This is a genomic window from Eggerthella sp. BIOML-A1 (genome assembly GCF_009875595.1).
Taxonomy (GTDB): Bacteria; Actinomycetota; Coriobacteriia; order Coriobacteriales; family Eggerthellaceae; genus Eggerthella; species Eggerthella lenta.
Window position 1 is genome coordinate 1 of the sequence record NZ_WWRZ01000009.1, and the last position, 13446, is coordinate 13446.

Sequence of the window (13446 nt, forward strand, 5' to 3'; positions counted from 1 at the left end):
CTTCTCGACGTCGCCGGTGAGCCTCAGCATGCCGAGGGCTTTGTCCTTTGAGTCTTGGCTGTACATACGGACTCCTGACCGGACCGAACGGTCCAACTATTCGTCCGCACCCCCCCGCGCGCCCGCAGTTTCATTTTTGTCCCAGGGACAAAAACGGGCAGGTTTTGAGGCTCTGAATCGACCGAAATGAACGCCAAAACGGCTGATTCTCTTCTTTGCTGCCTGTTTAGCGAAGTGAATCGTAGCCAGCGGCTTTATCGTCTTGCTTTTCCGCAGGTCAGATGGGATACGCGGGAGCGATGACTGAAAGAATTGTCGCAGGCGGCTTCTTTTTCGACCTCTTGCACGGCCTCATGCCCAGCGAGCGCGGCGAACTCGATAAGACAAACTGCTACCTGCAAAAGAAGAAGCCCACGCTCAAGGTAATATAGACCCTGAGCGTGGGCATTGCCGCGGCAAGACCAAACCAGGTTTACCGTTTTAACAATCGGTCTAAATCAACTTCTTCAACGGCAGAAAGAAATCTTGAATTCCAGTCTTCCGTGAAGTCCATTAGATTACGTATAAGGTCATCGGGTGTGGCCGCATTGTCAATGAGATTCTCATAGAGAACTTCGATGCCGCCACGGGCGTAGGCGTCATATATCTTCATGCCTTCCGCTGCGAGATCGTCCGTTGCCCTAAAGGCTCGCCTGATCCTCTCGTTAAGGTCTGGTTCGCTGCCTTTGTCTATGATCATCAGCATTTCATAGCTAAACAGAAGACGATCATGATGGTTGGACAAAGCGCCTTCCATGATGTTCTTTGTCGATTCATTGCCGTCTTTTTCTGCCGAGCGTTGATAGAGATAGCCAATCAACGGAGCAACCTCATAGATTTCGACAACAGAATTGAACAGGTACTTTACCCGCTCAATCTCCGGCAGCTCAACATCTTTGGCTTTTTCAGAAGCTGGCGTTAGGGCCTCGAGATATTGTCCATGCTTACCGTAAAACCTAACCTGCGATCTAAATAGGTCCGCCATGGTCACTCCTTAACAACAGAGTCATAGTCATGGAGACGTTCAATGCTGTAACGGCGTCCAATCCTGTCCTTCATATGTTCTTCTGCGAGCTCGCCGTCAGTGTCCTTGATGATGATAATCACCTGTTCAGCAACGGATGGCAGAAGGTTGCAAATAGTCCCAATTCGAGTTTTATCAAAGTCGGAAAGAGGAGCGTCCATAACAAGCGGATATGTATCCCCCTTGAGCAGATCATCTTCTTCCTTAGACTGAGATTTGGCTATGTCCAAAATGCCGAGAATGAAGGCAAGAATGATTGCCAGGGTCTGGCCAGAAGAGGTCTTCCACGTCTCGCCGCTTGTGTCAACATCGTCAACGGTTACCGCAACACCATAGTTGTCGTCCAAACTGAGATGAAGCTCTCCTTCATACATCGCAGTAAAGAATTTGTTGACAGTATCTCTCAGCTGCGCCCTTGTCGAAGCCTCATGCGTTTTGTAATACGCATTGAGATAATCGTAAATATAGTCAACGTAGCTAAGGCAAAGCATAATTTCTTGGTTCTTTGCATTCTTTACGCTATATGCCTTGATTTCGGACTGCAACCTTTCACGTTCGTTTTTCGCATTCGCAATTGCCCTGCGGGCAGTAGCAACTCGCCCAGCAGCTTTGCTGCGATCAGCCTCAGCATTTCGAAGATTTTTCCTCAGGATGCCGATGTCGACGTTGTTGAGGCCCTCGAGAAACGCAACAGCTTTTTCAACCGCCTGTTCAGCGGTCTTTACCGAGTTGCAGGCTGCACAATACTTTCTATACGCCTCAGCCAAATCATCAATAAAGTTGAAACTACCCTCGGTTCTCACTCGGCAATCTTTATCAAACTCTGCGATATACGTGCCTAGATCCTTTGGCGGCACGTAATCGAGTAGCTCATAAAGATGCTTTGCGACATCGCTTCCCGCTTCAAACTTGGTCCCGCAAATACATTCACCCCGCTCAAGAATAAAGCGAATGGTCTTGTCGTCAACGCTGGGAATACCCTTGCTAATCTTGTCCTCGTCAGCGAGCTCTTCTTGCGCGTCGAGAATTGGTCTCTGCGTAAAGAATCGATATTGACAATCGCGGAACAGTCTAAAGAGCTCATTTCTTCTTGCGGTGACGGCAATGTTTGCCTGTTTGAGAAGCGCCTGCGTCTTTTCAACGTCCTTCTGCGCCTTTTCGCTTTCTTCATTTTCTCTGAGCAATCGTTGACATTCCGCGACGTTCTCCTTCGCCACGTCCTCATCAACTTCCGCCAGCTCCAGGTCGTTACTTTCTCTCTCGATAGTTTTACCAAGAGTCTCAATTCGCTTCTTTTTTTCTTCAAGGTCAGCGTTTCCCGCAACATCAAGCTGCCTATTAAACCATCTGTCAACTGACAGACGATTGCCCGGCGCCTTTAGATGATCAAGCGCGGAAGCGATAGGCTGAAGTCCGAGAATAGTTTTTACAGCATCCGCAAAGTCGCTGCTCTTTCCTTGTTCGATTTCTTTGCGCATGTTTTTGACGTGTTCGCCATCGAAGAAGAAGTAGTGCGAAAGCTGGTTAGAAAGAAGCCTGTTGATGGTTGATCCACGGTCGCCTGCAGCAACTTGCCTCGTTTCTCCATTCTCCTTATAGAGGATAGAGAACTCATGCTGCGCAGGCTTGTCCAACCTTCCATTGTCTTTGCGAGAATACTTCTGACGGCGAGACACGGAGTAAGTCTTATCGTCCTTTTCAATTTCAATCTCAACCGAAGCATAACGGCATGCTCCGGGAGCAATATGGTCTCGGACGAAGGCGTTGATGACTTGATTGGTCTCTTTCGGAGCTTTGCCATATAGGCACCATTCGAAAGCTTGGGCAAGCGATGTCTTTCCAGCACCGTTGTTTCCCATTATCAAAGTAACGTTATGATCTTTGTCAGTAGAGAACTCTATACGTTGCTTCCCCTGAAAAGGAAGGAAGTTCTCAACCGTAATGGTCTTTATAAGCATTTGATTTCATCCTTGATTTGCTTGCCGATCTTTTGAATCATCGCAGAATCGTCGTACCTAGCAGTCTTGTCGTTATCATCTTCGAGATCAACGATCCAGTTAATGAGTCGGTTTGCCTTTTTCTGATCAACGTTGTCAGGCAACTGTACGTCCCCGAGGGCTGTCATGTGCTACTCAACCTCCTTCTCGGCTTCAAAAGCCGAAATGCCGTCTACGCCAAAGAAGCCTTCCTCAATTGCATCGAGGATTTGGCTAACCTGAGCACGGTTTTCTGCCAAATCAGCAAATTCCCTTGCTCGAACTAATTCGTTGTACGCTAGCCGCCTCTCACCACTTACATCCTCATCGGGCAAAACCGCTGCATCTTCAGCGGGGCGCGACAATGTGATAAAGTCATAAATCTCCGCACGCCTCTTGAGTCCAAGCTTGTCCTTGCGAAGCAAGCGTCCTCGTCTTTGCACGTACTCGCGGGGATTGGTCGTACTCGCAAGAATGAAAGCGGTTTTGATCATGGGGATGTTGACACCTTCATCCAGACACTTGATAGCAATCAGCGCCTGAAGGTCGGCGTTTGAGAACATCGTCTTGATCTCCTCGCGCTCGGAGCTGTTTTCGCGCGACGTAAACTGCCTAACGCGCATGCCGAGCTCGTCGCCGAGGATGTGTGTCACGGCGTCAATCTGCCGCAACTCGTAATCATCGACACCAGGAACTTCACCCGCATCGACCTCGACTTTCGTGGCACCGCAATATACAAGCATATAGTCGTCTTGCGCATAAGGTGCAATCTCGCGCTTTAACGCAGGAAGTTTTTGGTGCGCCGCAGCAACAAGCCTTGCTCGCTTGAGAACAAGCTGTTTGCCACGTTCGCTGAGCTTCTTTTTGCCATTCTTGCTGACTATGGCTTTCGCAATCTGCCGCGAAAGTTGCGCATACTCCCGAAGCTCATCGGGTTCCAGGTAAACAATGACCGGGTGATAGCGGTATGGAGTGAGGCAAGGCGTCTCCTCGCCACGTCCATAGATTGCTTCCTCCAACGTGTATTCGATACAGCGCGGGCCGAAGTAAGAAAACAACGCCGCAGTGCCTTCGTCATCGCCATAGCGCTCAATCGTTGCCGAGAGCGCAAGCCTGAAATTGAAATCTGGTCTTAGAAGCGAACGAAGGTACTCCGCGCCAAAGTTATGAGCCTCATCAACGACAAGGAGCTTCGGCTTTTTGATCTTGTCTATCAGCTTCTGCACACGTGAGGTGGAGTACGTTCCATTGGTGCACACAAAGCAAAGGAACTCGGAGTCCTTTACGCCATACTTCTGATCGCGAATTGCAGAATCGAGGCGCTTCTCCCAGTCCCTTTGCGGCGAAGAGCTGTAGCCGATGATGGGTTCGATATTGAAGGCGACGATGTCCTCAACCCATTGATCTACAAGGTGCTGATAGGGACAGACAATTACAACAGCAAGCTCATCGTGGAGAAGCTCAGAAAGACGGCAGACGGAAGCGAGGCCGGTGAACGTCTTTCCAGTGCCGGTAGCCATGTCGTAAACGCCACGGAAGTCGTTACTTTCCCACGCTTCAATAGCTTCGTTCTGATAGCCGCGCAGCGTAACACTTTTTGGAATGCGAGGGCGATTCGTAACCATTTCCTCTTTCGCCGTCGATACATTATCTACAGCATCGTCAGACACCCCCACGCTAAGATCATCGAGGTCGATACCGTCCCTAACTTTATATCTTTTGATAATGGCTTCGGAAACCTGGGGGAACTCACAAACCCTAATGCCTGGCTCCGTATCGTGCCACATGGCCGAAAACGCTGCTTGTTTTGTGCGCACACGTTCAGCGTCTTCGGACCAGGAAGTGAACACATCGAACGCCTCGTAATTGCGATAAAAGGCGTTCGCTGTTTCATTCATCGAACCCGAAAAGGCAACGACATTATCAAAAGAGTCGTAAATTAGCCCCAGCTTCTCATGAAACATGCCGATATCGGTAGTGGAGTCTAGGAGTGCGATTTTGATGGTCATGACGCCTGCTGCAATCAAATTCGAAAGGAGATTGAGCCTAGCCTCCTCAAAAGCGCCCTTTGGTGCATCGAGCTCGCGCAGGAGAGAGTCGACAATGATGTCGTCGCGCCTCTCTAGACCGTCCTTAATTGCAGTGAGGTCTTCCTCGGTAAGCCTCGGCGAGGCAACGACCTCGATGCGACCGTTGTTTTCAAGAAGGCCTCTAATTCCTTCGGTCATGCTAATTAAAGCAGATGAGGAGAAGAAACCTACGGCACGCTGATATAGACAAGCCTGAGAAAGCAAAGGCGTGTAGAACTCGCGAACTACGTCGTGAAGCAACGAGCGATATTCATTATTGATTTTGAGGTCGCGAAAACTCACCCCAGCACCTCCGTCCGACAATTTATCCATTATAAGGCGGCTTATGGGTTTGTCGGACAATAAGTGGCTTATCCACTGGGGATAAGTTCGGCAGATGGTTTAGTTTTTATCAATGGGCGGCTATTTTATTCTGCGATGGCGTCCAACGCTCGTTCCAGCGCATCGAACTCGGGGTCGCCGGTCAAAGCGCTCACACTGAAGCGAATTGTTCCAGCGGGTAGAGTGCCGAGAAAACGATGGGCGTATGGGGCGCATTGAATGCCGGAGCGCACAGCAACCCCGCATCGGCCAAGGACCATTTCCCCTTCATCCGGTGAGTACCCGTCAAACAGAGCAGACACAACGCCTATCCTCTCGCATTCCATGCCTTCACCGATGAGAGAGCAAAACCCGGCGGCCCTCAGGCACTCCAAAAGCCTGTCCCGATTCTCCATTTCGATTTTACGAATCGCTTCCAATCCCTGCTCGAGCAGCCAATCTGTGGACGCCTTAAGCCCCGCGATTGCATACGTGTTTTGGCTTCCGATCTCTTCCATCTGGACGATATTCTCAGGGAGCCGCTGCTCGACCGAGTTGATGCCATTCCCGCCAAAAAAAACGGGCCTGAGCTTGGCTCCGCGCTTGCAAATAAAGCCTCCGATGCCGAATGGACCGTATAAGGTCTTATGGCCCGCAAAGACTGCGAAATCAAACAGATCGCTGGAGAGCTGAAGCGGGAGCAAGCCAGCAGTCTGGCTCATATCGATAACGGTCGTTGCGTCATAGGCTTTAGCCATTCGCGCGACAGTTTCCACAGGAACGACCGCGCCGCATACGTTGCTAGCGTGAGTCATCACAACGAGCCTCGGCGGCTGGGCAGCAAAGGCTTCCTCGATTTCCTCGTATCGGGGCACAAACGTCTCGTCATCAAATGGCAGAATCTCAATCCTTATACCAGTCGTTTCGACCAAATGGAATAAAGGCCTGGTTACAGCGTTGTGCTCAAAGGGCGTGCAGTAAACAACGTCGTCTTTGGCGAGATTCAAGCCAAGGAGAATGCGGTTTAGGGCATCGGTCGCCGAAGCCGTGAAAACGATCTCACCCGCAGGGCAGCCATAGAGCTTCTTCAGGTTGCTCTTTGCTACTTTGGCGATTTCGCCGGCAGCAACGGCCAGAGCGTTGCCGCCCCTGCCGATATTGCCGCCGGAATTGCGATAAAAAGAGTCGGCATAGTCATAGACGACGCTCGGCTTCGGAAAAGTGGTCGCCGCATTATCGAAATAAGCTGTTTCTGGCATAGCTAGCAAAGCCTCCTCAGAACATCGAAAACGACCTGTCTCTTTTCCTCGGGGGAAAGAGCGCCGCCCATCTCATCCAAACACGCAAGAAGTCCGGTCTTAAGAAGCTTGGCGCGCCGGGACGGGATAACGACCGGGAACGTTTTTTCCCTAAGCACGCCACCCTCGTCGGCAAACCTGATGCTCAGGCAGGCGGATTCGTCTTCAGTCGTTCCCGCTTCATCGACGGTTGATTCGACCTCAGTTTTCATACCTTGAACGATTCGGAGGAAGTCATCGAACCTTTCGTCATTCCAGTCGTCGATGCGAAGCGCGGTCGCCGCCTTGGCGATTCTGTTGATGGTCACGAAGTCGTCGCCCGTTGAAGTAGCCACAGCTTGAAGGACTTGATTGTTGATACCCGAATAGACGCTCGTTTGCACAGCCGGATGGGCATCAACCCAATCTCTCAAAACGGATGAAAGACTCGCGTCCTCGTGCGCATCGGGGCCGAACAACGCCATTAAAGCGTGCGCCAGCCCCTCGATGCAGTCGCGCAGATATTCATCGCACTCGTCCTTCTCGTTTTTGAGCGCGTATATTAAGGCGTCCGAATCGCAAGGCTCTCCGAATATCGAGGGGATTTCCTCGAACAGCAGCTTGTCGGTGTCGCAATCTATTTTCTTTATCGCCTTAAAGAAGCGCTTCCTTATCCTCGAGATGGGCTCCGCCCCGCCATGGGAGCGATCAGTATTGGCATTACGGGTCATCTGAGGAAGGGCGACATACCAGAGACGCATGGCGTCGACAACGTCGGCTCGCGTAGCCCTATCGGACTTGCACCCGAAAACCCCTGCTACCTTCTTCACATAGGATTCCATCTCGGGGGACCAGTTGAGTCTTGTCAGGCGGTAATCGCTTGGATTCTTTGCTATGTCATCAAAGAGGGTCTCGTTAAGGGACCGCTCTTCGCCATTGAAGGTTATCTTGACCTGTTCCCTGTAGTCTCTGAGAACGTAGGCAAGGTAGAGAGGGATCGGGCCCATTCGCAAGCCGATGCCGAGATCGCGCCCCATCAGTTTATCGTAGAGCTCTGAAAGGGGCGTGTTGTCAGCAGTTTCAATAAAGTCCTTGATGGTATCGACGACCGCTTCAATGCCTGACTCTGGAACGCCGGGTTCGTTAATTGCTTTCGCGATATCCTTGATGAGTCCAGTCTTCTCGAATGCGCTCCTCGCCATGGACGTCTCCTGGCCGTTACCCACGAAGCCCAGGTTTTGGGCAAGCGTAGGCGCACACAAAGCTTTAAGAATCTTGGTTCGACTGCTGAAGGCTGTTCCCGTTAGATCGTTTTTGTTGAGGGACTCACTGGTTATTCTTGGCGTTGAGCCGAAGACTTCGTCGCAAAGCAGAGACAGCTCTTCGGAAAGCTTCCGTTTACGCGTAACGACCTTCTTCTGGCTTCCGTTGACGTAATAGAGGGATTGCCTCAGCTCTGGCTGAAAGAAGCCGGCAATATAGCCGTTGACGATTTCCGAGTAGTCCTCGATGACTATCTCGTATTCGTCAGCAAGCGCTGCATCGTCTGCTGCCTCTTCCTTCAACTGCCTTGCGGCCTCAAGCCGGTAAAGCGCCTCTTCGATCCTCGTGAACGATCTCGGCACAACCGCAACGGTCAGCTTTTCACGCGAAAGCTCATTCTTGGCAAGGTCCTTCAGCTCAACGAGCTCATCCGGCGTCGAACAGTAGACCCCGACGACCTGACCATCCGCCACCCAATCGTTGCCGGTGTCGAGGATACGATCGGGCCTCACCTCTTGCTCGCACCATTTCTTTAGCGAGGACGCGCCAACGAAGCCGCACTCAAAGAACCTGACCATGCCTTTGTCTTCGTTGTATCGAGACGGGTACAGGGCCATATTTCCGATTTCTCGGTTAAGCGCCGCTTCGCAGCTCATCATGCTGCGGAGCGAGCCAGCTCGATTGGAAACCTCTGCATCCACATGGACGCCAGTGGTTTCCTTGAGTTTGAGATATGCGTTGCTGCGCCTCAGATAGACGATTGAGTCTCCTTCGACAAGGCGAGTAATGGCCTCGTCGACCTCTTTTGCTCTCAGTCCGCAGTCGCAAAAGAGGTCGAGGAGAGTCTCCTTGGTTGGCTCCACCCGATCGTATTGCGCGACCGCGTCGATTGCGGCAACGGTTTTAATGATGCGCGCCTCGAGGGAGACGGGCTCGACGCGCGAAAGGGATGCGCGAGCAAGCTCGTAAACCCTATGGAGGGGGCTCGTGTACATTTCCTTGCGAAGGAGGGGCTCGAAGTAGTCGTAAATGCAGTCGGGAGTAACGAACTCTGCCGACTCCGCCAGAACCGCCGACATGGTTTTGTCGCCTTCGGCGCACAGGAAGGTGAACAGGGTTCTCTCGTTCTGGGCAACTTTCTCAGACAGCTTCGGGAGCAAGAACGCCGTCAACGGATGCAACGGGTAGCAACCACGCACAACGACATCGGACATATTGCCCGCGAAAAGTCCATTATGAACGTAGCGTCCCTCGATTCGCGATAAAAGCGCTTCATGATCACAGCGCCAATGGCTCCACTTCGTGGAATCCTTGATAATCGCCGAAGACATGAGCTCGTAGGACTGGTTCTCGTCGTCGGACATTTCGATTTCTTCAAAGCGACCGGACACGCCGCGCCACCCATCGACCTTCTCTTTGGGCAGGTCGGCGTCAATGTAGTTCGAGATGCTTTTGTGGCTAATAAGCAGAAGATGTAGCTGCTTTTCTGCGCCGCTCCTGTTGCATGCCTCGGCAAAGTCCTGAAGAAGCCTCGTGTCTTCAACGGTGGCTCGTCCTATGCTCGTCTCTAGATACTTGCTGAATTCGTCGTAGACGACATAAAGACCGCTAACGCCGCGCTCGGCAAGGCCGGAGAGCACCTGCTCGTATACGGAAAGCACGTCTGCTCCGTCGAGCACATCAAACGTGCTACCCGAGGTCAAGCTTGGGTAGGCGGCAACGAACTCTTCATACGTTTCAGTTTCCAGGGCGCGCAGTTTTGCGACAGTCGTACCGTAGGTCGAGCCCGTAAGCTCTTCATATCGTTTCAGCGTGCTCGGATAATCGCGGCGCCATCTGTCAAGTACTCTAATTGCGCCGTCGTAATTCGTCGAAGGCATAAGATCGGTGGAATCGCAAAGCTTCAGGGCATTTCTGAGCGCGAAAAGAAGCGAATGGCGAAGATCAGACGTGCTTCCCGAAATAACGACGGGAAGCAAGCGCTGGCCATCTTGAACGAATCTGTCGAAGGTCTCTGCAAAACCGCTGTTCCTGCGCCTATATGCGTTTGTGATTCTCTGAAATGCTCCGGGGTCTTTGCACCACATCGCCATCAGCGCCGCGAGCACGACATGGGACTTACCCTTGCCGTAGGCGCCGACGAGCAGCTTTGCCCGCTGATTAGAGGGGGCAATAACATCGCCCAAGATGCGCTCAAGGTAGCGACAAACGGAATCGGTGGGAATGAGACCCTCGATTTTCTCTTTGGAGCCGAAGTCGAATTCGATGTTTATCGATGTTTGAAAGTCCTTGTTGGGGACGACCATATCTTTTAGGTTCACAGGAGCGCTCCTAACCAATAATCTCGTAATAGCGCTCGAGACAAGCGGTTGCAGTCATGCCTGGCTCATTGAGACGAACGACATCGAGGCCAGCAGTGCGATTTATACGGACATAGCCTTCGCCCTCAAGTTCGTAAAGCTTGCCAAGAAGTGCCACGGCGTCAAGGTTGAAAACCCTTCCGGGCGAGCACGGCGCATCAAGCAAGTCGGCGAGCCTTATCTCTCGTCCGAAAGGGCTGTCCATGCGTTTTTGGAAATCCATCATCGTGCAGATGCAATAGAGCACCAGCAATGCAGGAAGCATGGTGGGATTAGCGCTCGTTTTGCGAAAGCTTCTTGCGCTGCGGCTCTCGATACTCACAAGGCCGAGTTCGCCGAGGGGACAATCGATAACACTCTCCGGCGAGCCGCCCTTCTTGCCGGCATAGCCGTGCGCGACGTAAGTGTTGATGATGCAGTTGAAATCGTCCTCGAGCGACTTAAGGGACACATCCTTCTTGTCGTTGTAGGTGAAGATGTAGCGCTCAAGGGCGCGAGTAAAATCCTTTCGCGTAAAAACGCTCATACCGAACTCATTGAAGAAAAAGTACCAGGAAGCGGCGTCCTCTAGCGCGGATGCGAGGTTGCAGTGAAGCGCCCAAAGCGTACCAATCTCCTCGGTGTACGGGTCGTTTTCATAGATAAGCTTACCTAGAGGCGTAAGAACGTGCTCGCGATTGCGAGATCCCTTCCTGTAGTCCACAAGGCCAAGCGTCTGCATCCAATAGCGCAGCGCCACAACCTGGTTCGAGCCCAAACCTAGCTCGTCCATCGCGGCCTTGCTGTTGCTCGGCATAAGAAGCGCAGCGTTATCGGGATTCGCTATTGTGCGGAGGCCTTTTCCGAGCCATCCTTTGCGCACGGCAAAAGACTGGTGTGCCTTGAACTTCATCTGCATGACGTTACTCTTCCTTGGTTCTGAGGTACTTGCGCATGAGGCAACCGCCCTCAAGATACTTATCGGTTACGCACTGTCGACAGTGCACGCACTTCTGCGGGTCAATTCGATAGCCGTCCGATGTAATGCTGATCGCGCCGAAACGACACAGGCCTTCGCATTTGAGGCACTGCCTGCAAGCATTGAACTTAACGACCTGATACTTCGCCATGCGCAGCAACGTCTCGGCATCAGAGGCCTTTAGCACGCGCACTTTCGCGGCGTACTCGTAGCCAGGTTGCGCGAAAGGCATGACGGAGATAAGCGGCTCCCTCGTGCGGTGATCGACGATGACCTTCTCGTCGAGTAGCGGACGGCCGAGGCCAGGCGCATAATCGCCTATGGGCGTCATCAGGCCCACCAATTCGTCTGAGTAGGGCCTTTCAAGCGAGAAGATGGTCGCGCTGTCGTCGGTGGCGCAGTGGCTCGCCTCAACAAGAACAGAGCTTGCAGCGGCAAGACCGTTGCCCCCTTGGCGCGCTTTCCACTTGCCCGTGTCGACGTATACCTCCGGGTCCGGTTTACCGATGCGGCGCGCGAAATCAACTAGGAAGCTGCGCCATTTAGCCGCAGCTTCTGGCATGTAGATTTGAGACAGGAATTGAGCTCGCGCGTTGTTGTTCGGGCAGCACCAGCAGCCCACGCGCTCATAACCGAGACGGTAGGCATCGTTGAAATCGATTTTTTCACCAAGTATGTACAACCAAACGTCAAGGTCATTCCAATAGAAAATTGGTGCCGCAACCGTCTGCCGCTGAATCTTGACGGATTCGGCGCTGTCCTCAATGCGATTGTATTTGCTGCGCGAGACCGACTCTCCCTTGCGAATGCCGTAGAAGGTCAAGATGGGCTCATCGCCGAAAAGCCCTTTGAATGCTCGCGAAATCGGCCCCGTTTTGAACATCGAACAACACCACCGCATCATTCGCGCTGGCGGACCGATGACCTCGGCCATATCGTAAAAATCCTGTTCGTAGTTACGCGCAGTCTTGAAAATCGCCAAAGGATGGTTGGCGCGAAAGCGCTTTGCATACTCGGTAGTACTAGGAAACTCGAGCGTAGTATCGCCGAATATATGAACGAGGTAGGGGTCACTCAAGGCGCGAACAGCAATATCGGCGGTTACGGTCGAATCCTTGCCGCCCGAAAAAGAGACAACGAGGTTTTCCTCGGGATAATCCTTGGAGGCGTCGACGACGAAAGAGCACGCCTCGCGCACGATAGCGTCAAGATGCGCACGGTTCGCCTCAACGAAAACATCGACGTAGCGATCGAATGCATCGTAGCTATTCCCCTTGGCATATTCGTCGATCTGCGACCTGACCTCGATTGGGTTAGAGGAAAGGAATTCGGCAACCGTAATGTTTGTTGCCTTGCCATTGACGTAATACTTGCTTCCCGAAGCCCACACGGATTCATGGATATACGCAAGGGGTTTCCCCGTCATTACCTCAAAAAGCAGCCTTTCCTCAGGAAAGACGGGGCGCATATCTGCACAAAGATACTTTGCCTCGTGCCCGCAAATCGGGCATTCGATTTTTCGGTCCCCCGGGATGTGAATCAACGGGATGTTGCAGCTGCCGCACCAATAAACGACATGAGGAGCTTCTTCGGTTGTCTCTCCGCCGCATTCAGGGCATGTACCGCTATCGGTAAAGCGGTTGCATTTTGTGCAGTACATTGCCCCTCCTTTTAAATATTCAGCCCATTGGATGCTGACATCCAATGGGCTGAAGTGTAGCAGACAATCAAGAAAATCAGAAGGAGCTCACGCTAAACGGCAGAAAGAATAATCGCAACAGCTTATCAAAGCAGCGAAGAAAATCAAGGACCTTATTCAGTGCTGTCAATCGCTTAGTGCTTTGCTGACGCAAAACTTGTAAGGGCACGTGTATTGCGCCACTCATCTACCACCTCATCACGCAATCATCTCTTTCAGTAGGCCATGTCCCAACGGATGGGTACTATTTACCCGGGTGCACCTGGGGCAACGGGTTGAAAAACCTGAGCAAGGTCGCTCGCAGAACACGCAACAGCAAACACGACAGAAGAGGCGAACGACAGATGCCAGACCCCGGACGACAGCACCGCGGAAGACGAGCATTCCGACCACAACCGAACAATTCCAGCTACTAGGCAGGCGCCCGCATGGGCGCCTTTTACTTTTCAGGGACTTAGCT

9 protein-coding genes are annotated in these 13446 nt (G+C 52.2%); 1 reads left to right on the forward strand and 8 read right to left on the reverse strand.

Annotated elements, in window-relative coordinates; genetic code table 11:
- Positions 1-299: 299 nt before the first annotated feature.
- Positions 300-431, forward strand: a complete 132-nt coding sequence (locus GT590_RS14705) for a hypothetical protein (RefSeq protein WP_255458528.1) — start codon at positions 300-302, stop codon at positions 429-431.
- A 41-nt stretch (positions 432-472) separates the two neighbouring features.
- On the opposite strand, the gene GT590_RS11525 is transcribed toward GT590_RS14705, so the two are convergent.
- From GT590_RS11525 to GT590_RS11560, 8 genes are all read right to left on the reverse strand, one after another.
- The gene (locus GT590_RS11525; protein WP_114551990.1) at positions 473-1024 is read right to left on the reverse strand and encodes a hypothetical protein; all 552 of its coding nucleotides are present in this window, start codon (positions 1022-1024) and stop codon (positions 473-475) included.
- 2 nt (positions 1025-1026) lie between these two features.
- Positions 1027-3021, reverse strand: coding sequence for an AAA family ATPase (locus tag GT590_RS11530; RefSeq protein WP_114555339.1), 1995 nt, complete (start codon positions 3019-3021; stop codon positions 1027-1029).
- Positions 3012-3188 carry a hypothetical protein gene (locus GT590_RS11535; RefSeq protein WP_161171102.1) on the reverse strand — a complete coding sequence of 59 codons (177 nt, stop codon included), beginning with the start codon at positions 3186-3188 and terminating at the stop codon, positions 3012-3014. Before GT590_RS11535 ends, GT590_RS11530 begins: the two co-directional genes overlap by 10 nt.
- A gap of 3 nt (positions 3189-3191) precedes the next feature.
- The gene (locus GT590_RS11540; RefSeq protein WP_114551992.1) at positions 3192-5441 is read right to left on the reverse strand and encodes a DEAD/DEAH box helicase family protein; all 2250 of its coding nucleotides are present in this window, start codon (positions 5439-5441) and stop codon (positions 3192-3194) included.
- A gap of 95 nt (positions 5442-5536) precedes the next feature.
- The gene (locus tag GT590_RS11545; RefSeq protein WP_161171103.1) at positions 5537-6688 is read right to left on the reverse strand and encodes an aminotransferase class V-fold PLP-dependent enzyme; all 1152 of its coding nucleotides are present in this window, start codon (positions 6686-6688) and stop codon (positions 5537-5539) included.
- A gap of 2 nt (positions 6689-6690) precedes the next feature.
- Positions 6691-10290, reverse strand: coding sequence for a hypothetical protein (locus tag GT590_RS11550; RefSeq protein WP_114551994.1), 3600 nt, complete (start codon positions 10288-10290; stop codon positions 6691-6693).
- A gap of 10 nt (positions 10291-10300) precedes the next feature.
- Positions 10301-11227 carry a DUF4007 family protein gene (locus tag GT590_RS11555; RefSeq protein ID WP_114555336.1) on the reverse strand — a complete coding sequence of 309 codons (927 nt, stop codon included), beginning with the start codon at positions 11225-11227 and terminating at the stop codon, positions 10301-10303.
- 4 nt (positions 11228-11231) lie between these two features.
- Positions 11232-12947, reverse strand: a complete 1716-nt coding sequence (locus GT590_RS11560) for a phosphoadenosine phosphosulfate reductase family protein (RefSeq protein ID WP_114557013.1) — start codon at positions 12945-12947, stop codon at positions 11232-11234.
- Positions 12948-13446 lie beyond the last annotated feature (499 nt).

Coding starts and splice junctions, on each gene's coding strand:
- GT590_RS14705 (WP_255458528.1), top strand. CDS start 300: ATGACTGAAAGAATTGTCGCAGGCGGCTTCTTTTTCGACCTCTTGCAC.
- GT590_RS11525 (WP_114551990.1), bottom strand. CDS start 1,024: ATGGCGGACCTATTTAGATCGCAGGTTAGGTTTTACGGTAAGCATGGA.
- GT590_RS11530 (WP_114555339.1), bottom strand. CDS start 3,021: ATGCTTATAAAGACCATTACGGTTGAGAACTTCCTTCCTTTTCAGGGG.
- GT590_RS11535 (WP_161171102.1), bottom strand. CDS start 3,188: ATGACAGCCCTCGGGGACGTACAGTTGCCTGACAACGTTGATCAGAAA.
- GT590_RS11540 (WP_114551992.1), bottom strand. CDS start 5,441: ATGGATAAATTGTCGGACGGAGGTGCTGGGGTGAGTTTTCGCGACCTC.
- GT590_RS11545 (WP_161171103.1), bottom strand. CDS start 6,688: ATGCCAGAAACAGCTTATTTCGATAATGCGGCGACCACTTTTCCGAAG.
- GT590_RS11555 (WP_114555336.1), bottom strand. CDS start 11,227: ATGCAGATGAAGTTCAAGGCACACCAGTCTTTTGCCGTGCGCAAAGGA.
- GT590_RS11560 (WP_114557013.1), bottom strand. CDS start 12,947: ATGTACTGCACAAAATGCAACCGCTTTACCGATAGCGGTACATGCCCT.